Here is a 19,533-nt window from a genome sequence, read left to right as displayed (position 1 = left end):
GTCTCCTAGAGTGTCGAAAAAACTGTTTAGCTATAAATAAGAATACTCCCCATGTCCGAAACCGTCAACCCATAATCTTTTTCAAAACAATAAGTTATGATGTTATACCATAACAAATCCTATTCAGGCCGTCTGAATCTTTAAATATATTAACAAATACACTTTCATTTCAATCAAATCCTTTATTTTTCAGACGGCCTGCTACATGAAACAACATTGCAAACGTAAATTTTGAGAACATTCTCATTTTTAGTACTTGAACCTAAAAAGAAAAAAGCATAAGCTGTTTTTATGGCGCAGAAACACGCCTTCCCATTCATTAAGGAGACAGCATTATGGCAAAAGATTTAAATGTGTTTGATAAAGAATACGGCCTTTTAATCAACGGCGAATGGACGAAAGGTAGCGAAGGCAAACTTTTATCCTCTTACAACCCTGCCAATGGCGATGAGTTGGCCAAGTTCACAGACGCAACCGATGCCGATGTCGATGCTGCCGTGGCCGCTGCCCAAGAAGCATTCAAAACATGGCGTAAAACCACGACTGCCGAACGCGCGGCCATTTTGAACAAAATCGCCGATGTGATTGACGAAAACGCCGAATTGTTCGCCCTGCAAGAAACTTTGGACAACGGCAAACCCATCCGCGAAACCCGCGCCGCCGACGTGCCATTGGCTTCCGACCATTTCCGCTATTTCGCCAGCGTCATCCGCGGCGAAGAAGGCACGGCAACCCAGCTTGATGCCGAAGACCTGTCCATCGTTTTGCGCGAACCGATCGGCGTTGTCGGCCAAATTATTCCTTGGAACTTCCCATTCTTGATGGCCGCATGGAAAATCGCTCCGGCATTGGCCGCGGGTTGTACCATCGTCATCCACCCTTCTTCCAGCACTTCATTGAGCCTGTTGTCCTTCGCTCAAAAAATCAACCACTTGCTGCCTAAAGGCGTGTTGAACGTGATTACCGGCCGCGGTTCCAAATCCGGTGAATACATGCTCCACCACAAAGGCTTCAACAAACTGGCCTTTACCGGCTCAACCGAAGTCGGCCGCCGTGTCGGCATCGCCGCCGCCGAATTGCTGATTCCGTCCACTTTGGAATTGGGCGGCAAATCCGCCAACATCTTCTTCGACGATATGCCTTTCGACAAAGCCCTCGAAGGCGCGCAAAAAGGTATTTTGTTCAACCAAGGCCAAGTGTGCTGCGCCGGTTCTCGTATCTTCGTTCAGGAAGGCATTTACGACAAATTCGTCAATGCTTTGGCTGAAGAATTCAAAAAAATCAAAGTCGGCCTGCCTTGGGAAGACGACACCCAAATGGGTTCGCAAGTCAATGCCGGCCAACTCGAGACCATTTTGAAATACGTCAAAATCGGCGAACAAGAAGGTTGCCGCATCATTACCGGCGGTAAAAAAATCGAAGGCGAATTGGGCAAAGGCGAATTTGTCGAGCCTACTTTGATTGAAGCCAGCAGCAACGAAGCCCGCGTTGCCCAAGAAGAAATCTTCGGCCCGGTTGCCACCGTGATTAAATTCAAAACCGAAGAAGAAGTCATCAAAATGGCCAACGACAGCGAATACGGCTTGGGCGGCGCAGTGTGGAGTACCGACATCAACCGCTGCCTGCGCGTTTCCAACGCATTGGAAACCGGCCGTGTTTGGGTAAACTGCTACAACCGCCTGCCCGCCGGCGCGCCGTTTGGCGGCTACAAAACTTCAGGTATCGGCCGCGAAACCCACAAAATGATGCTCGCCGCCTACACCCAAGTGAAAAATATCTACATCAGCACCCGTGAAGAACGCGAAGGCTTCTATTGATTCGGCAATTCACATTAATCTGATTTAGAACATAAAAGGCCGTCTGAAACCTGTTTCAGACGGCCTTGTTTTATTCTGTTTCGCAATAAATGCTTCATATCTTTCTCAAAAAAAGCCCCATCACTTTCTCTCCGGCCACAGCCAGCAAGGCTCCTGTCACAACCACCATGGCACCCACATAGCTGACGATATTCATATCCGAAGCGGCAAAATAAGCAGGGGCAAGGTAATGACCGATGGTGGAAAATATCATGGTAAATACGGGTATCAGCGTGGTAACAATACTGACTTTTGAAGCGTCCCAATGGTTGAGCGCTTCGCCGAATGAACCGTAGCCGATCAGCGTGTTTAAGCAGCAATAGATAAAGCAGCCCCATAAAAACGGATTGCCGATATGGGCGATTTGCGACGGTTCGGCAAACGGCAGGAAAACAAAGCTGCTGCAAAAATAAATCATGAGCAGGATTTGTTGCGAATTGAAATGTTTGGACAGAAGTTTTTGCGCCACGCCGTAGCACACCCAAATCATGCTGCCCGAAGCCGCCATGATTACCCCGACCGCGTAGCTGCCCAAGCTGAGAAGTTCGCCGAATTTGTCGTTGAAAAACATGACCAAACCCGTCAGCAAAAGCATCAAGCCGATTTTTTGCCAGCGCATAAAGGCTTCTTTAAACACGCCTACGCCGACCAAAATCATGGTAAAGGGCGAGAGCTGCCATAACACCTGCGTGGTTGTCGGCGAAATATAGTGCAAACCCATGGCAACGAGCACAAAGTTGGCGGAAATGCCGATAATACCCAGTACCAATAAAAATAAGGTTTGCTTGGAAAATTCAGACGGCCTCGGCAGCTTGCCGGTCAGCCCCAACAACGCAAACAACACCAGCGAAGCCACTAAAAAGCGTATCCACACCAGCGTGGGCGCATCGATGGCTTTTAGAGCTTGTTGCGCCGCTACCGGCAGCGAACCCCAAGTCATGGTGGCAAGCAGCGCCAAAGAAAAGCCGAGCCAAGTTTTTTGTTTCTTCATCTTCAGACGGCCTTTATTTACGCGGCTTCCCAGTAGTCGATATAAAGCTGCAATTCGAGATTATTCCGCCATTCGTTGGCAACGGGGCGGTACACCGTGCGGATGTATTCGGGAATGTCTTCGCTGCAACGCCAAAACATGGCTTCAAATTCGTAGCCGTCTTTTTGCAGCCAGACTTTTTTATGTTTGCCTTCCGCGCCTAGAGGCTGCTGGCGGACAACGTGAAATTCGTCGGTAAAACTCGGCGGCGCGAAGCCCTGCCCCCAAACGTGCCGGGCAAGGTTCTGCGCCTGTTCCAGCGTAATATCGCGGGCAGGCAGGCTGCCGTCGGTAATATAGGTTTGCGACAAATCGTCTTCGCACACCATCTCGCACACGGCTTCTTCAAAGGCCGTCTGAAATGCGGGAATATTGTGTTCAAGTATGCTCAAACCCGCCGCCATTGCGTGTCCGCCGAATTTCAAAATCAAATCGGGGTGGCGTTTGGATACCAAATCCAAAGCGTCGCGCAGGTGCAGGTTGGGAATGGAGCGTCCCGAACCGCGCACTTCGCCGTTGTCGGCAGGCGCAAACACGATGGTCGGACGATAAAAACGGTCTTTGAGGCGGCTGGCAACAATGCCGACCACGCCTTGATGGAAGTCGTCGCGATACGCCACCAAAGTCGTCTGCCCTGGAGGCAGGGTTTCGGGAAAATCATTCAGCGCGTCTTGCAGCATAGACTGCTCGATTTCGCGGCGTTCGATATTGAGGTTGTTTAACTGGGCCGCCAGTTCCTGCGCTTCGGCATCATCTCGCGCCAACAAACAGGCAATGCCGACCGACATATCATCCAGCCGTCCGGCCGCATTGATGCGCGGTCCCAACGCAAAGCCCATATCAAACGGCTGAGCCTTGCGCCAATCCCGTCGCGCCACTTCAAACAAGGCGCGGATGCCCGGGCGCATTTTGCCCGAACGCATCCGTTTCAAACCTTGCGACACGAGGATACGGTTGTTGTGGTCGAGGGAGACGACATCGGCGACGGTACCGAGTGCGACCAAATCCAAAAGGTCGCCCAGATTCGGCTCTTTTAGGCCGTCTGAAAAATAATTGCGGCGGCGCAGTTCGGCACGCAACGCCATCAACACATAAAAAATCACGCCCACGCCCGCCAGACTTTTGCTGGGAAAGCCGCAGCCTTTTTGGTTCGGATTGACGATGATGCAGTCGGGCACGGTCTCAGCAGGCAGATGGTGGTCGGTCACAATCACATCCAAACCCAACTCCTGCGCCCGCGCCACGCCTGCAATGCTGGCGATACCGTTATCCACCGTCACCAATAAATCCACGCCTTGTTCTGCCGCGATTTCAGCCAGCTCGGGCGTTAAGCCGTAGCCGTGTTCAAAGCGGTTGGGCACAAGAAAATCCACTTTCGCCCCCATCGCCGCCAAACCGCTCATACCGACGGAACACGCCGTCGCACCGTCGGCATCGTAGTCGGCGACAATCAGGATTTTTTCCTGACGCTCGACCGCATCTGCCAAACGGCCGGCGGCGGCTTCGCAGTTTGTCAGCGTTTGATACGGCAAAAGCGCAGCAAGCTTGTCGTCCAACTCGGCCGGACTTTGCACATCACGCGCAGCACACAGCCTTGCAATCAAAGGATCGGTACCGGCAGTGAGCAAGTCATTGAAAACAGTTGGATTAATGGAACGTGTTTGGATTTTGACGGACATGGTGTGTGGGGTTTAAAGAAAGAAGATTAATCTTTTTGAAGCGTTTATTTTAAGGTGGAGGCCGTCTGAAACCTGCAATCCGTTTTCAGACGGCCTTGGATATTATTTGCGTGAAGCATCGATAATTTCACTGACTACGACATAGGGGATTGCTATCACTGCGCCGACTGCGTCCAAAGCCAATGTAAATGGCGTTTGCAGGATATTCTCCGTCAACTTCTGAACGTCAGTGCTTTTTTTGGTTTCCGTATAATATATTCTGACCGGGACGGCAGTATCAAAACGGCGGTCTTCGGCAACATTTTTGGGCGTTGCATAATAATGACCTTCGGTAGAAATACACCGCGTGTAGACAGTTTTGTCATCGAGTTCGACCGGCTTGAATGCCAGCTGTTTCAACTTGGCAATCTCGGTGGCTTTTTGAGTATCGTAACGCAGGCAGAATTTTGAGCGGAAAGTTTGCGCTTCAGGGGATTTCAATTCGACCGGCAAAGCCTTATACGCATATCTTGGGTTTTGCTGAACCATTTGAAACTGTTTGTCCAATTTAACATCCAAGACTGCCTTCAACTTGGCCGAATCTTTAGGATTAACGACAAACCAATATTTTTTGCCCATCATGACCAAGCTGCCTGTTTCCAATTGCGTATTGTCTTTGGCAACCACGCCAAATGCGTGAATCTTGTCTTTGGCAACGGTTTTTTCGGTTGTGGTTTTATGGAACGGGTTGTTCCCTCCCCAAAGAAAAGCAGTACAACCATTCATGGTTAGTGCACTGATTAACAAAGCGGGTACAAAGCGGCAAAATTTCATGGTCATCCTCCTTCGGTATTACGATACAGGCCGTCTGAAAACCGCAATCCGTTTTCAGACGGCCTTAAGGTTTATTCCTCCCAATCCTGCCCTTCTTCTGAAGCATCGGATTGACCGGCTTCCATCACTGCTTTAATTTCTTGGAACAGCGCGCGGAAGTTTTTAGGCGGCTTGTTTTGTTCTTGCTCTTTTTTAGTGTTGCGGATCAAGGTGCGCAATTTGCCGGCGTCAGCTTGCGGAAAATCGGCCATAAATTGGGTAATCGCGCCATCGTCTGCCAACAATCGGGTACGCGCCTGCTCGACGCGTTGCAAAAAGGCATTGTGCGCCGTATTGTCGCCGCGCAGTTTGGCCAAATAGGCTTCGATGGGTGCAGGGTCGGTATCGCGCATCAGGCGGCCGATAAATTGGGCTTGGCGTTTGAGTGCGCTGTTGGACGTGATTTTTTTATAGGTGGCAATGGCCTCGAACAGCTCTTCGTCCAAGCCGATTTTTTTCAGCGTATCGCTGGAGAGCTTGGTCAATTCCATACCCAAAGCCTGCAAATCGTTCATCTGCTTTTTCATTTGGGTTTTGCTGACCCATTCGTCTTCTTGTTCAAACATTGTGTTTCCCTGATTTTCTGAATCTGCCTATTTTATCAGTTTTCAGACGGCCTTTCCGTGCGATTTTTGCAGAGGCCGTCTGAAACGGTTAAAATGCCGCAAAACCCTGTCAGGAAACCTTTTTATGCTGTTTAACCACACACCGGACGAGCTGTTGCGCTTGTGCGGACACACGCTGGATTTGGCCAAACAATCCGGCGCCACCTCGGCCGAAGCCGATTTCAGCGAGTCGCTCGGCCAAAGCGTCAGCGTGCGCTTGGGCGAAATCGAACAAATCGAGTTCCAACAAGACAAATCTTTAGACATTACGGTCTATGTCGGCCAACGCAAAGGCCGCGCCAGCACTGCCGACTTCTCCGAACGCGCCCTGCAAGATACAGTCAAGGCCGCCATCGATATTGCGCGCTATACCGCCGAAGACGATTGCGCCGGCCTTGCCGATGCTGCCTTGATGGCAACCCATATCGGCGACCTCGACCGCTACCATGAATGGGATTTGAGCACCGAATCCGCCATCGATTTAGCCAAGCAATGCGAACAGGCCGCGCTGTCAACGGACAACCGCATTGAAAATTCCGAAGGCGCATCGGTTCATACCGGTCATTACCAATACGTCTACGGCAACACCCACGGCTTTGCCGCACACCAGCAAAGCACGCACCACAGCATTTCTTGCAGCGTGGTCGCCAGCGACGAACACGGCATGCAGCGCGACTATTGGTATGATTCTTCCTGTCGTCACGAAGACATGGACGCACCCGAACTCATCGGTAAAACCGCAGCCGAACGGACTTTACGCCGTCTGAACAGCCGCAGCGTACCGACCGGCAGCTATCCCGTACTGTTTGACACCACCGTCGCAGTCGGCTTAATCGGCCACCTTATCGGCGCACTCAGCGGTGGCGCGCTCTACCGTCAAAGCAGCTTCCTGATTGACAGCATCGGCAAACAGGTGCTGCCCGAGTTTCTCAGCCTTCGTGAAGAACCGCATATCCTGCGCTCGTTCCGCAGCACTTATTTCGATGCCGAAGGCGTGGCCACGCAGCCGCGTTTTGTGGTGAAAGACGGCATAGTCGAAGGCTATTTCCTCAGCAGTTACAGCGCGAAAAAACTCGGCATGAAGACAACGGGCAACGCCGGCGGCGCGCACAATCTGTATCTGAACCACACCCACGCCACGCAGGCCGACCTGTTGAAAGAAATGGGGACAGGTTTGCTGGTTACCGAATTGATGGGACAAGGCGTCAACACCATTACTGGCGACTACTCGCGCGGCGCGGCCGGATTTTGGGTGGAAAACGGCGTCATTGCCTATCCGGTTCAGGAAATCACCATTGCCGGACGTTTGCAGGATATGTACCGCGACATCATTGGCGTGGCAGACGACGCATTACGCCGTTCGTCCAACCAAATCGGCTCCGTCTTGGTTTCCAAAATGACGGTTGCCGGCAACTGATTGAACTAAATATACAAAAGGCCGTCTGAAAGATATCTTTTCTTTTCAGACGGCCTCGCCGTTATCTACTTCTATAAAAAACACATCATGCATATTGTCGTCATCCCCTCTTGGTACCCCTCTTCCGAAACCGACGTGGACGGAATCTTTTTCCGCCTCCAAGCCCAAGCCCTGCAACGCGAAGGCATGAAAATCGGCATGGTCGTGCCCATGTTCCGCTACTTGAGAAGCCAGCCGAAAACCATATTCTCACGCTTCTACGGCCTGCGCCGCCATCAGCAAGGCGGACTCAACACTTACGCCTACGACAGCATGTATTTCTTCCCGCGCTGCCCTGTTGTCGACATCGACCGCATCCGCTGGGTTAATGCAGGCATGAAAGCCTTTGAAGCCTATATCGCCGACAACGGCAAACCCGACGTAATTCACGCCCATTGCGTCAACTATGCCGCCATTTTGGCCTGCGCCATCTTCAAAAAATACGGCATTCCCTATGTGATTACCGAACACAGCAGCGCCATTTCACGCGGCCTTGTCCGCAAAAACCAATGGCCGTCCATGCACGAAGCCGTGCGCCACAGCGCGGCCCGGTTCGCCGTCAGCCGTGATTTCTGCCGCATTCTCGAAAAAACCTACGCCGGTACAGACTGGCAATACCTGCCCAATATGCTGGGCGGCAATTTTGAACAGGATTTCGAGTTCCCCGAAAAAAACCATCAAGACTTCACCTTCTGCAGCGTCTCCCACCTGCGCCACCTCAAAGGCCACGACCTGCTCCTGCCTGCTTTTGCCGAAGCACTCAAAACCTATCCGCAGCTCAAACTCAAAATCGGCGGCGGCGGCGCAGAAGAAGGCCGTCTAAAACAACTGGCAAGCGACTTGGGCATCAACCACGCCGTTACCTTTACCGGCGCATTGACCACCGACCAAACCCTAGACCTCATGCGCCACAGCAACGCATTCGTCCTCGCCAGCCGTACCGAGACCTTCGGTGTCGTCTATATCGAAGCACTGTCGCAAGGTTTGCCCGTTATCGCCACACGTTGCGGCGGCCCCCAATCCATCGTTACTTCCGACAACGGCCTGCTGGTGCCAATCGAAAACATACCGGAACTGACCAAAGCATTGCTCACCCTATACGAAAACCATGCACACTACGATCCCGTCCGTTTGCGCCAAAATTGCCTGCAACAATTCAGCAGCCGTGCCATTGCACAACACCTGATCGACACCTTCCAAAAAGTGCTTAATAAGTAGGCATAAACCATACAGGCCGTCTGAAATCCTTCAGACGGCCTGCCTGCTTCCAACAAGACAAATCTAGTGTAAAATTAAGACAATAACTAAACTTTTTGATTTAAAATCAGTCAAAGGAAAAATTGTTACCTACAATAATATCCCACATATATTATGCGCTATTACGGAACGATTACTCGCTGGAACAGCAAGCGCGGCTTCGGCGCCGCTACCATAGAAGACACAGGCCAAGAAATCTTTCTTGCCCTTGCCGCATTCACTACCCTTAACCGCCTTCCGGCCGAAGGGCAACACATCTCCTTCAACATCACAGAAGGCCGACGCGGCCGCAAAGAAGCCGAAAACGTCTGCTTCGCACTCGATTGCGCCGACTGCTTTGATGTCCTCGTCCCTCCCCCCGAAAAACCCCTCGCCGGCAAACAAGCCATCGTCGGCCTGATTGCCGTTATCTTCGTCTGCAGCATTTTCGCCGCCTTGTGGTACGGCCTCCACTTTTCCGACAACACACCAAAAGAACCTGCCGTCAAAAAACAAGAAACCATGGTTCACGAAGTAGCCGCCAAAATCGAAGCCGAACGCAAAGCATGGCGCGATGCCGTCAACCGCAGCAACCAACGCACAAAGCAACCTCAACGCGCCCAAGATAATACGTCAAAACAATAACGCTTTATCCAATAAAAAAAGCCGTCTGAAAAAATGGGAAGATGAAATCATAGATTTCTTCCTCATTCTTTCAGACGGCCTTTGCCTTCATTCTTACCTCAATTCGGTTCAGCCATTTCCAACGCCTGTTTAATGTCTACGGCAACGACGCGCGATACGCCTTTTTCCTGCATGGTTACGCCGACCAGCTGCTCCGCCATTTCCATGGTCAGGCGGTTGTGGGAGATGTAGAGGAACTGGGTTTGCGCCGACATTTCTTTGACTAGGTTGCAGAAACGCGAGGTATTGGCGTCGTCCAGCGGGGCGTCGACTTCGTCCAGAAGGCAGAAAGGGGCGGGGTTGAGGCTGAACAGGGCGAACACGAGGCTCATCGCGGTGAGGGCTTTTTCGCCGCCGGAGAGGAGGTGGATGGTGCTGTTTTTCTTGCCGGGCGGGCGCGCCATGATGGACACGCCGGCGGTCAGGAGGTCGTCGCCTATCATTTTGAGGGTGGCTTCGCCGCCGCCGAAGAGGGTCGGGAAGAAGGTTTGGACTTTGCCGTTGACGGCATCGAAGGTTTCTTTGAAACGCTCTTTGGTTTTGTCGTCGATTTGGGCGATGGCTTCTTCCAAAAGGGTGATGGCGGCCTGCACGTCTTCGCTCTGGCTGCGGTAGTAGCCGTCGCGTTCGCGCGCTTCTTCGAGTTCTTGCAGGGCGGCGAGGTTGACGGCGCCGAGGGCTTCGATTTGCTGGGTGAGGCTGCCGATGCTGCTGTTCAATACTTTCGGCGATTCTTTCGCCAACGCTTCGAGCGCGTCCAAATCGGCGGCGCGTTCGGTCAGGTTTTGATGGTAGCGTTTGGCGTTAATCAGGGCTTCCTGCTGCTGCAACAGGGCGGTTTGGGTGGCTGCCTGAAGCTGCGGCAGCTTGGTTTGCAGGGCTTGTACGCGGGCGTATTGTTCCCTGCCCTGCTCCTGAATCTGCGCGAGTTTTTCCTGCACGGCGATGTACTCTTCATCCAAATTTTGTACGGCTTCGGTCAGCTCGTCGAGTTTTATGTGCTGCTCGTCGTTTTGGAACTCGGTTTCATAGGCGAGGGCAAGCTCTTGCTGGCGTTCCTGCCAGTCCAGGGTTTGCTGTTCGAGCCGGGCGATTTGCTGTTGGTAGTTTTGTTTTTGCTGGTTGAGCTTGTGGACGGCGACTTCCGCCAGCCCGTATTGGCGGTTGGCTTCCAGCAGGGCAAGCTGCGCCTGTTTCAGACGGCCTTGCTGCTCTTGGCGGCTGTGCGCGGTGGTTTGCTGTTGGTGTTCGAGTTCGGCGGCGGCTTCCTGCAAAGTAACGATGTCGTCTGAAAGCCCGTCGGACGTGTGTTGCAACACAGTCTGCTCTTCTACCAACTGCGCCAGTTCGCGCTCGATGTGTTCGCGGCGGATTTGCCCTTGGTTGGTGCGCGCCAAGAGTTCGGCGGCGCGTTGCTGCGCCTGGCTGTATTGGCGCGTGTGCTGCTGTTGCTGCTGCATCAGGTTTTTATGCTGCACTTCGGACGAGCGCACGGCGGCTTCCGCCTGTTTGAACGCGGCTTCGGCGGTGGAGAGTTCGGGGGCGAGGTTTTCCAGTTCGGACGCGATGCCGTCGAGACGGGCTTTTTGGGCAATCAGACTTTCCTGCGCGGGTTTGGCATAGAGCAGGACGCTGACTTTATCGACCTGATGGCCTTCGGGCGTGAGCCAGATTTGATGCGCGCCCAAATCGCTTTGATGTGCGAGGGCGTAGCTCAAATCGGGCGCGCACAATACGCCGTCGAGCCAGTGGTGCAATGCCGTCTGAAACGGCGGCTGCGCTTGGATTTGGTTCAACAATGCCTGTACGGGCAGGGATTTTTTGATGCCGCCTGAGAGGCCGTCTGAAAGCCATGCCGCCTGCCCTTGGGGCAAAGGTTCGGGCGGAACGAAGCCAGAAGGCACGGCGCGGGCGTGCAGACGTTCGGCAAGGATGACGGACAAGGCGTGCTGCCACTCGGCAGGGGCGGTGATGTGTTGCCACAGCTGCGGCGCGGCGGCGTGGTCGGTTGCCTGCCAGAAGTCGGCGGCTTCCTGCTGTTGCGACAGGATTTGCGACAACGCCTGCTGCTGCGCCTGCAAGGTGATGTGTTGCTGCTTCAGGCTTTGGAAGCGGCTTGAGGCCGTCTGAAACACTTCGCGGGCGGCGTGTAAGGCTTCTTCGGCGGCAATGATTTGTTCTTCGTAATGCTCTTGCTGGCTTTGCAACAAGGCGGCGGCTTCCTGCGCGGCGGCGGTTTCCGCTTCGTCGGGCAGGTTCAGGGCTTGGTTTTCCTGTTTCAGACGACCTTTGCGCTCTTCGTGCTTGGCAACGATTTGTTCGGCATGGGCAAGCTGCTGCTGCTTCAACGCCAGTTCGCGGCGGATGCGGTTTGCCTCGTCCTGCTGGGTTTGGAAGGCGGCGTTGAGCGTGGCTTGGGCTTCTTCCAATTCAGGCAGACGCTCTTCGTGTTCGGCAACCTGCATCGCCCATTCCGCCAATTCGGTTTGCTTTTCTTCGGCCTGCAACTCGTTTTCTTCAAGCTGCACGCGGATTTGCTGCTGCTCCTGATGGATGCGTTGCAACTGCGCCTGCGCCGCCTGCTTGTCGCGTTCGATGCGTTGGTGTAGGTTTTGCTGATGGCGGATTTGTTCTTCCAAACGGGCAATCTGCTCGCGCAACACGCCGCGTTTGTTGCTCAATTCGTGTACTGCCTGCTGCTGCGACTGCTCTGCAGTCTGCAAGGCGTGTACTTCGTCATTTAACGCCTGAACCTGCGCGGCGGTTTCGTCCTGCTGCGCCTGCAAAGACTGATGCTGCGCGGTCGCCTTGTCGGCGGCGGCAAGCGATTGCTGCCATTGGGCGTAATCGAGCAAATCCTGTTGTTGATTCAACTGCGCGGTCAGGGATTTGTAGCGTTCGGCAGTTTCCGCCTGTTTCTCCAGCTTTTCCACCTGACGCGCCAATTCGTTCTGCAAATCGCCCAAACGCTGCAAATGTTCGCGCGTGTCTTTCAGACGGCCTTCCGTCTCCTTGCGGCGTTCCTTATATTTGGACACGCCCGCCGCCTCCTCGATATAGGCGCGCAACTCCTCCGGCCGCGCTTCGATGATGCGCGAAATCATCCCCTGCTCGATAACGGCATAACCGCGCGCGCCCACGCCCGTACCCAGAAACAAATCGGTAATGTCGCGGCGGCGCACGGTCTGATTGTTGATGAAATAAGTCGATTCGCCCTGCCGCGTCAGCTGCCGCTTGATGCTCACCTCGGCATACTGCCCCCACGCACCCTGCAAACTGTGGTCGCTGTTGTCAAACACCAGCTCCACCGAAGCCCTCGGCGCAGGACGGCGCGTTGCCGCACCGTTAAAAATCACGTCCTGCATACTTTCGCCGCGAAGCTGCTTCGCCGAAGCCTCGCCCAACACCCAGCGCACCGCATCAATTACATTTGACTTGCCGCAGCCGTTCGGCCCGATAACCGCAACAAGCTGCCCCGGAACATGAATCGTGGTCGGGTCGGTAAAAGATTTGAAGCCGGAGAGTTTAATGTGGGTAAGGCGCATGGCAATGTTTCGAATCTGAAAAGAAGGCGTATTTTAACGGAAATACGCTGATCCGTTGAGAGAAAAGCATCCATAAAGTCCGACTGCTTTTTTATCTTCAAAAGGCCGTCTGAAAAGTTTGTTAAAAAGAAACAGACTAGTATTGAACTCACTAAACTATTTAAAAGAAATTCATATAAAACAATTAACTAAAAAAACACCTGCCCAACCACCTGCCCTTTGATTAATTTTTGTACAGAAATGCAAACAATCTGTTTATTTTTTTATGATTTATGGTTATTATCGGGCTTTAAAGGTTTAAAAATCAGATAAACGATATCTCCGACCTTTTCATCAAGCGAATAACGATACAGGGAATCTCATGTCAAACATCCAAACCAAACTTAAAACCATCGTTTTTACAGCCATCAGCGCAGCCATCTTGTCCGCATGCGGTGGTGGCGGAGGCGGCGGTTCATCTGCTTTAAGCACCGGCGCGACTCCTACCAATAATACCGGCAACACTGCTGGCAATAATGGCAATCCTGCCAACAATAACAGCAATGCCAACACTCCGAAAGCGCCCTCTACTACGCTCACCAACAATGCCGACAACCTCGCCAAACTGACCGATGAAGCTCCAATCGAGCCGGCCAACGTTAGCCAGCCTTTGCACACACATTTCATCTCCTCCAAAGGTGCACAGCAATCCAACCCCAACGTACAAATCCGCAAAGATGCCGCAGGCAAAATGTTCCAAACAGACAATCAAGACCGCAACCAAAATGGCCTGATCAGTTCTATTGACTTTAACAACAATGATGAAGTCAAAATGGACGGCGTTGTGTTATTTAACAAGACCACTGATGGCAACGCAACCCAACCTACATGGACAAGTTCCGCTTCTGTTATTGCCAAAGTATATTCGAAAGGCAATACTCAAACTGATGTCAGCGAACAACAAGGTAAAGAGAAAAATACTGAATTCGCATACGGCAAATCAACTTTGGATGACAGTATTGTTGAAATTTCTAAAAAGTTAAAAGCTGAACAAGAAAAACTTGAAAAAGAAGAAAATCCAGAAGCCGGTCCAGTTAACAATAAAAAAGTAACTGAGATCAAAGCAAAGATTGAAGAATTAAATACTTTATACGCTACAAATCTTGAAGTTCGGGCTAAACTAGCAGAAATTAATGAAAAAGCCAGCAAGAATCTAGCCTATTTCCGTCCAGACCAAGATGGCTTAGTTTTCGACAAACAATTCGACGGTGTCTATGTCATCAATTTTGATGACGGCACCAAAATTGTGTTGCATGATCCTTCTGCGGCCGGCTGGACATATCAAACCTTCGCGCATTACACCGACCCTAAAGGACATGTATACCAAGGCTACCAAAGCCTGGGCGATGAAACTGTCTTCACTACCCTGCCTGCTAAAGGTACAGCCACCTACAAAGGTATTTCCACTGCCTATGTGGTTACCGACAAGAACAATCGTCAGTTGACTTCCAATGTCATAGCTATCGTTGATTTCGGCCTCAAAGGTGTCCGTTTTGAAACATCAAACTCACACTTCCATACTTTGGAAAATGGTAAACGCGTATCCAAAGCAGATAAAAACTACGATTTCAAAGGTACGGCAAGCTGGAAAGACGGCAACCTCTTCTCCGGTAAAGTCAGCACGGCTGATGACAAGTTAAGCGGCAATCTGAACGGCAAATTCTACGGGCCCAATGCTGCAGAAATTGGCGGCACTTACGGCTTGAAAAACAAAGATGCGACCGAACACTTAATCGGTGGCTATGGCGCGAAACGTCAATAAACCTGCCTAAACAAAAGGCCGTCTGAACTTTCAGACGGCCTTTTGTTTTTTAGCTTGGATTACACCGATACGGCGGCTTTGATGTGCGGATGCGGATCATAACCTTCCAATTCGAAGTCTTCAAATTTGAAGGCAAACAAGTCTTTGACTTCAGGGTTGATTTTCATGGTCGGCAGGTTTCGGAAATCGCGGCTTAATTGCAGTTGGGCCTGCTCGATATGGTTGCTGTACAAATGCGCGTCGCCAAACGTATGGATAAATTCACCTGCTTCCAAGCCGCATACTTGCGCCATCATCATGGTCAACAATGCGTAGCTGGCGATATTGAACGGCACGCCAAGGAAAATATCGGCGCTGCGTTGGTAAAGCTGGCAGGACAGTTTGCCGTTGGCAACGTAAAACTGAAACAGCGCGTGGCAAGGCGGCAAGGCCATTTCGTCGACCAATGCCGGATTCCATGCCGATACAATCAGGCGGCGCGAGTCGGGATTTTTTTTGATTTGTTCCACCACATTGGCAATTTGGTCGATATGGCGGCCGTCGGGTGCGGGCCAGCTGCGCCATTGGTAGCCGTAAACCGGACCCAAATCGCCGTTTTCGTCCGCCCATTCGTCCCAAATGGAAACATTGTTGTCTTTTAGGTATTTGATGTTGGTATCGCCTTTGAGAAACCAAAGCAGCTCATGAATAATCGAGCGCAGATGCAATTTTTTGGTGGTCAACAGCGGAAAGCCTTCACTCAAATCAAAACGCATTTGGTAACCGAATACAGAACGCGTGCCGGTACCGGTACGGTCGGATTTGTCGATGCCATTGTCGAGGACATGGCGCATAAGGTCGTGATAGGCTTTCATGGGTTTCCTTAATGTATGTGTTGTGGGAATTTCTTGTGTATTGTACCGAATTTTCAGACGGCCTGCCTCTCTGTCTTCAATGGGGCAACCTTCCCCATATTCGCGTAGTACACTCATTAACAATGTTGACAATTCAGCGCTAATTTACACAATTTTTTGAGCTGAATTAAATTTTTACAAAAAAATTTTCAACATTTTCTAGTTTAATTACTCAGCATTTTATTTTTATTAAAATATATTTAATAAAATATTTTTAAATATTTTTGATTAAATTTGAAATATAATTCCATTTTTACAAATTGGTAAAAAAATAATGTCAACAATCTAGGCAAAATTTTTCTTGGCAAGTAAAATTTTTACAGCTATATTTCAAAACATAAATATTGAAATATCTCACTCAATAGGAGTAGAAAAATGACCGACCTGAACACCCTGTTTACCAATCTCAAACAACGCAACCCCAACCAAGAACCCTTCCATCAAGCTGTTGAAGAAGTGTTCATGAGTTTGGATCCGTTTTTGGCGAAAAACCCGAAATACACCCAACAAAGCCTGCTTGAGCGTATTGTTGAACCGGAGCGCGTGATTATGTTCCGCGTCACTTGGATGGACGACAAAGGCCAAGTTCAAGTCAACCGCGGCTACCGCATTCAAATGAGCTCCGCCATCGGCCCTTACAAAGGCGGTTTACGTTTCCACCCTACCGTCGACTTGGGCGTGTTGAAATTCCTCGCTTTTGAACAAGTCTTCAAAAATGCGTTGACCACCCTGCCTATGGGCGGCGGCAAAGGCGGTTCCGACTTCGATCCTAAAGGCAAATCCGATGCCGAAGTAATGCGCTTCTGCCAAGCCTTTATGACTGAACTCTACCGCCACATCGGCGCCGACACCGACGTTCCTGCCGGCGATATCGGCGTAGGCGGCCGCGAAATCGGCTATCTGTTCGGCCAATACAAAAAAATCCGCAACGAATTTGCTTCCGTCCTGACCGGCAAAGGCCTCGAATGGGGCGGCAGCCTGATTCGCCCTGAAGCCACCGGCTACGGCTGCGTGTATTTTGCCCAAGCCATGTTGGAAACCCGCAACGACAGCATCGAAGGCAAACGCGTGTTGATTTCCGGCTCCGGCAACGTGGCACAATATGCAGCCGAAAAAGCCATCCAACTGGGTGCAAAAGTATTGACCGTTTCCGACTCCAACGGCTTTGTCCTCTTCCCTGACAGCGGTATGACCGAAGCGCAACTTGCCGCTTTGATCGAGCTGAAAGAAGTACGCCGCGAACGTGTGGCCACTTACGCCAAAGAACAAGGCCTGCAATACTTTGAAAACCAAAAACCGTGGAACATCGCAGCCGAAGTCGCCCTGCCTTGCGCCACCCAAAACGAATTGGACGCAGATGCCGCCAAAATCCTGCTGGCAAACGGTTGCTATGTGGTTGCCGAAGGTGCGAACATGCCGTCAACTTTGGGTGCGGTCGAACAATTTATCAAAGCCGGCATCCTCTACGCTCCGGGCAAAGCATCTAACGCCGGCGGCGTAGCAACTTCAGGTTTGGAAATGAGTCAAAACGCCATCCGCCTGTCTTGGACACGTGAAGAAGTCGACCAACGCCTGTTCGACATCATGCACAACATCCACGAATCCTGCCTGAAATACGGCAAAGTCGGCGACAAAGTGAACTATGTCAATGGTGCGAACATTGCCGGTTTCGTCAAAGTTGCTGATGCCATGTTGGCGCAAGGTTTCTAAACCCCTATCCAGCCAAATCAAAGGCCGTCTGAAATATTTCAGACGGCCTTTTTCTTTTCATGAAAATTTTATACGCCCAAATAACCTTCCCTGCTGGAAAGCCATCTTGCCAGATGTGCTTCGACGATTTCAGGGTTTTGTTCAATCAGCAAAGGGGCAATTTCGCGCGCTTGTTCTAAAAGGTGTAAGTCTTCTTCAAGATTGGCAAAACGCAGCATGGGAACGCCGCTTTGACGCGCGCCGAGAAATTCGCCGGGGCCGCGGATGTTGAGGTCTTGGCGGGCGATTTCAAAGCCGTCGGTGTGTTCGTAGATGACTTTCAACCGCGCTTTGGCGAGTTCGCTCAAGGGTTCAGCAAACAGGAGGACGCACACGCTTTCTGCCGCGCCGCGCCCTACCCGACCGCGTAATTGGTGCAGCTGCGCCAAGCCCATGCGCTCGGCGTGTTCGATGACCATCAGGGCGGCGTTGGGCACATCTACGCCGACTTCGATGACGGTAGTGGCGACCAATACGTTCAGACGGCCTGCGGCAAACTCCGCCATGACTTCAGCTTTTTCGGCGGCCTTCATGCGCCCGTGTACCAAGCCGATGTTGAGTTCGGGCAAGGCTGCCTGAAGCTGCTCGAGGGTTTCGGTGGCGGTTTGCAGTTGCAGAGTTTCGCTTTCTTCAATCAGCGGACAGACCCAGTATGCCTGCTGCCCTTTGCGGCAGATGTTGAGAACGAAGCCTTCGACTTCGGCGCGGCGGACGTTGTTGACGAGACGGGTTTTAATCGGGGTACGCCCGGGCGGCAATTCGTCGATAACGGACACGTCTAAGTCGGCGAAGAAACTCATAGCAAGCGTGCGCGGGATGGGGGTGGCAGACATCATCAGCTGGTGGACGTCGCGCCCTTTGTTTTTGAGGGCGAGGCGTTGGGCGACGCCGAAGCGGTGTTGTTCGTCCACAATCACCAAGCCGAGATTTTGAAACTCGACGTCGTCTGAAAACAGGGCGTGCGTGCCGATGGCAATTTTGACAGTGCCGTCAGCCAGTTTGGCTTTGGCTTCGTCTTTGGCTTTTTTGCGCTGGCTACCGGAAAGCCAAACGACTTCAAGCCCTAAAGGCTCAAGCCATTGTTTGAACTTGATGAAGTGCTGTTCGGCAAGGATTTCGGTCGGCGCCATTACAGCCACCTGCGCACCGGATTCGATAGCAGTCAAAGCAGACAAGGCGGCCACAATGGTTTTGCCGCTGCCAACATCGCCTTGCAGCAGGCGGTGCATGGGGTGGGTTTGCGCCATATCGTGGCAGATTTCGGAAACAACTCTTTCTTGCGCATCAGTCAGGGCAAACGGCAAAGCGTGGCGCAGGGCTTGAGTCAATGTGCCGTCGCCACCCAATGCCGTGGCCGAGCCGCTGACGCGCTTCTGCCGTGCCAAGCGCATAGAAAGCTGTTGCGCCAAAAGTTCGTCAAATTTGAGCCGTTGCCATGCAGGCAGCGTGCCGTCTGAAAGTTGATGAATGGTGAAGCTTGGCGGCGGCGAATGCAAAAGGCGCAGGCTTTCGGCAAGGTGCGGCAATTTCAGACGGCCTAATAAAGCATCAGGCAAGGTGTCGTGCAACGGCGTAACGTCCAAGGCCGTCTGAATAATACGGCGCAAAGTGGGTTGATTTAAACCGTTTACGGTCGGATAAATCGGCGTAAGGCTTTCTGCCAAACCGCTGCTCTCGGCATCGCGGATTTTAGGATGAATCATCTCGTCGCCGTGAAACCCGTGCTTGATTTCGCCCACGGCGCGGATGCGCTTGCCGACCGCCATCTGTTTCTGGTTGCTGGCATAAAAGTGGATAAAGCGCAGAAAAAGGACGCTGCCGGAACCGTCGGCGATTTGGACAATCAGCTGCTTGCGCGGCTTAAATGTCACTTCCTGATGAATGACTTCGCCCTCAACCTGACACGGCACGCCGATTGGTGCATCCTTAATCGGCATGATGTGCGTCTCATCCTCATAACGCAACGGCAGGTGCAACACCAAATCCCATGCGGTATGGAGGTTGAGTTTCTCGAGCTTCTTAGCGGAAACATCGGTAATTTTGAGCTGTTTTTGGGTTTCGGGCGTCATCTTAAAAGGCAGCTGATTTAAAGTTTGCTGTATTTTATCCGAAAACAAAAAGGCCGTCTGAACGCAATGTTTCAGACG

General features: G+C 51.9%; 13 protein-coding genes. 6 read left to right on the top strand and 7 right to left on the bottom strand.

The features are described from left to right. Positions 1 to 335 precede the first annotated feature (335 nt). Complete coding sequence (locus HMPREF2675_RS06000; protein ID WP_004519426.1) at positions 336 to 1,817, top strand: aldehyde dehydrogenase family protein; 1,482 nt, start codon at positions 336 to 338, stop codon at positions 1,815 to 1,817. Between the two features lie 94 nt (positions 1,818 to 1,911). Here the strand turns inward: HMPREF2675_RS06000 and HMPREF2675_RS05995 are convergent, their stop codons facing one another. The 4 genes from HMPREF2675_RS05995 to yjgA form a co-directional block, all read right to left on the bottom strand. Next, entirely contained in the window at positions 1,912 to 2,847 is a 936-nt protein-coding gene (locus tag HMPREF2675_RS05995; protein ID WP_070814393.1) for a DMT family transporter, read from the bottom strand. A 17-nt stretch (positions 2,848 to 2,864) separates the two neighbouring features. Continuing rightward, complete coding sequence (recJ, locus tag HMPREF2675_RS05990; RefSeq protein ID WP_070814392.1) at positions 2,865 to 4,565, bottom strand: single-stranded-DNA-specific exonuclease RecJ; 1,701 nt, start codon at positions 4,563 to 4,565, stop codon at positions 2,865 to 2,867. Between the two features lie 102 nt (positions 4,566 to 4,667). After that, positions 4,668 to 5,378, bottom strand: coding sequence for a hypothetical protein (locus HMPREF2675_RS05985; RefSeq protein WP_070814391.1), 711 nt, complete (start codon positions 5,376 to 5,378; stop codon positions 4,668 to 4,670). Positions 5,379 to 5,449: 71 nt separating this feature from the next. Continuing rightward, positions 5,450 to 5,983 carry a ribosome biogenesis factor YjgA gene (gene yjgA, locus HMPREF2675_RS05980; protein WP_070645101.1) on the bottom strand — a complete coding sequence of 178 codons (534 nt, stop codon included), beginning with the start codon at positions 5,981 to 5,983 and terminating at the stop codon, positions 5,450 to 5,452. A gap of 124 nt (positions 5,984 to 6,107) precedes the next feature. On the opposite strand from yjgA, the gene pmbA reads away from it, so the two are divergent. From pmbA to HMPREF2675_RS05965, 3 genes are all read left to right on the top strand, one after another. Beyond that, a complete protein-coding gene (gene pmbA, locus HMPREF2675_RS05975; RefSeq protein WP_070814390.1) occupies positions 6,108 to 7,439 on the top strand; it encodes a metalloprotease PmbA in 1,332 nt (443 codons plus the stop codon). 87 nt (positions 7,440 to 7,526) lie between these two features. Then, entirely contained in the window at positions 7,527 to 8,696 is a 1,170-nt protein-coding gene (locus tag HMPREF2675_RS05970; protein ID WP_070814389.1) for a glycosyltransferase, read from the top strand. Positions 8,697 to 8,849: 153 nt separating this feature from the next. After that, entirely contained in the window at positions 8,850 to 9,359 is a 510-nt protein-coding gene (locus HMPREF2675_RS05965; protein ID WP_070814388.1) for a cold-shock protein, read from the top strand. Positions 9,360 to 9,457: 98 nt separating this feature from the next. Here HMPREF2675_RS05965 and smc read toward each other — a convergent pair whose 3' ends face one another. After that, positions 9,458 to 12,943: a chromosome segregation protein SMC gene (gene smc, locus HMPREF2675_RS05960; protein ID WP_070814387.1), complete on the bottom strand. Its 3,486-nt coding sequence runs from the start codon at positions 12,941 to 12,943 to the stop codon at positions 9,458 to 9,460. A gap of 361 nt (positions 12,944 to 13,304) precedes the next feature. Here smc and HMPREF2675_RS05955 point away from each other — a divergent pair, with 361 nt between their 5' ends. After that, positions 13,305 to 14,744, top strand: a complete 1,440-nt coding sequence (locus HMPREF2675_RS05955) for a transferrin-binding protein-like solute binding protein (protein ID WP_070814386.1) — start codon at positions 13,305 to 13,307, stop codon at positions 14,742 to 14,744. Positions 14,745 to 14,803: 59 nt separating this feature from the next. Here HMPREF2675_RS05955 and HMPREF2675_RS05950 read toward each other — a convergent pair whose 3' ends face one another. Further along, complete coding sequence (locus tag HMPREF2675_RS05950) at positions 14,804 to 15,598, bottom strand: thymidylate synthase (RefSeq protein WP_070591013.1); 795 nt, start codon at positions 15,596 to 15,598, stop codon at positions 14,804 to 14,806. A gap of 414 nt (positions 15,599 to 16,012) precedes the next feature. Between HMPREF2675_RS05950 and gdhA the strand changes: the two genes are divergently transcribed. Then, entirely contained in the window at positions 16,013 to 17,347 is a 1,335-nt protein-coding gene (gdhA, locus tag HMPREF2675_RS05945; protein WP_003745850.1) for an NADP-specific glutamate dehydrogenase, read from the top strand. Positions 17,348 to 17,415: 68 nt separating this feature from the next. Here the strand turns inward: gdhA and recG are convergent, their stop codons facing one another. Then, positions 17,416 to 19,455 (bottom strand): ATP-dependent DNA helicase RecG, encoded by a 2,040-nt coding sequence (gene recG, locus HMPREF2675_RS05940; protein WP_070461511.1) that lies wholly within the window; start codon positions 19,453 to 19,455, stop codon positions 17,416 to 17,418. Positions 19,456 to 19,533 lie beyond the last annotated feature (78 nt).

Origin of the sequence: Neisseria sp. HMSC061H08 (assembly GCF_001836795.1) — a bacterium.
GTDB classification, from domain to species: domain Bacteria; phylum Pseudomonadota; class Gammaproteobacteria; order Burkholderiales; family Neisseriaceae; genus Neisseria; species Neisseria subflava_A.
This window is presented reverse-complemented; position numbering and strand designations above follow the sequence as displayed.

Excerpts from the sequence above, each read along its gene's own strand:
- HMPREF2675_RS05965 (WP_070814388.1), top strand. The coding sequence starts at position 8,850 with ATGCGCTATTACGGAACGATTACTCGCTGGAACAGCAAGCGCGGCTTC.
- HMPREF2675_RS05970 (WP_070814389.1), top strand. The coding sequence starts at position 7,527 with ATGCATATTGTCGTCATCCCCTCTTGGTACCCCTCTTCCGAAACCGAC.
- HMPREF2675_RS05995 (WP_070814393.1), bottom strand. The coding sequence starts at position 2,847 with ATGAAGAAACAAAAAACTTGGCTCGGCTTTTCTTTGGCGCTGCTTGCC.
- HMPREF2675_RS05985 (WP_070814391.1), bottom strand. The coding sequence starts at position 5,378 with ATGAAATTTTGCCGCTTTGTACCCGCTTTGTTAATCAGTGCACTAACC.
- recJ (WP_070814392.1), bottom strand. The coding sequence starts at position 4,565 with ATGTCCGTCAAAATCCAAACACGTTCCATTAATCCAACTGTTTTCAAT.
- gdhA (WP_003745850.1), top strand. The coding sequence starts at position 16,013 with ATGACCGACCTGAACACCCTGTTTACCAATCTCAAACAACGCAACCCC.
- pmbA (WP_070814390.1), top strand. The coding sequence starts at position 6,108 with ATGCTGTTTAACCACACACCGGACGAGCTGTTGCGCTTGTGCGGACAC.
- HMPREF2675_RS05950 (WP_070591013.1), bottom strand. The coding sequence starts at position 15,598 with ATGAAAGCCTATCACGACCTTATGCGCCATGTCCTCGACAATGGCATC.
- recG (WP_070461511.1), bottom strand. The coding sequence starts at position 19,455 with ATGACGCCCGAAACCCAAAAACAGCTCAAAATTACCGATGTTTCCGCT.
- HMPREF2675_RS05955 (WP_070814386.1), top strand. The coding sequence starts at position 13,305 with ATGTCAAACATCCAAACCAAACTTAAAACCATCGTTTTTACAGCCATC.
- smc (WP_070814387.1), bottom strand. The coding sequence starts at position 12,943 with ATGCGCCTTACCCACATTAAACTCTCCGGCTTCAAATCTTTTACCGAC.
- HMPREF2675_RS06000 (WP_004519426.1), top strand. The coding sequence starts at position 336 with ATGGCAAAAGATTTAAATGTGTTTGATAAAGAATACGGCCTTTTAATC.
- yjgA (WP_070645101.1), bottom strand. The coding sequence starts at position 5,983 with ATGTTTGAACAAGAAGACGAATGGGTCAGCAAAACCCAAATGAAAAAG.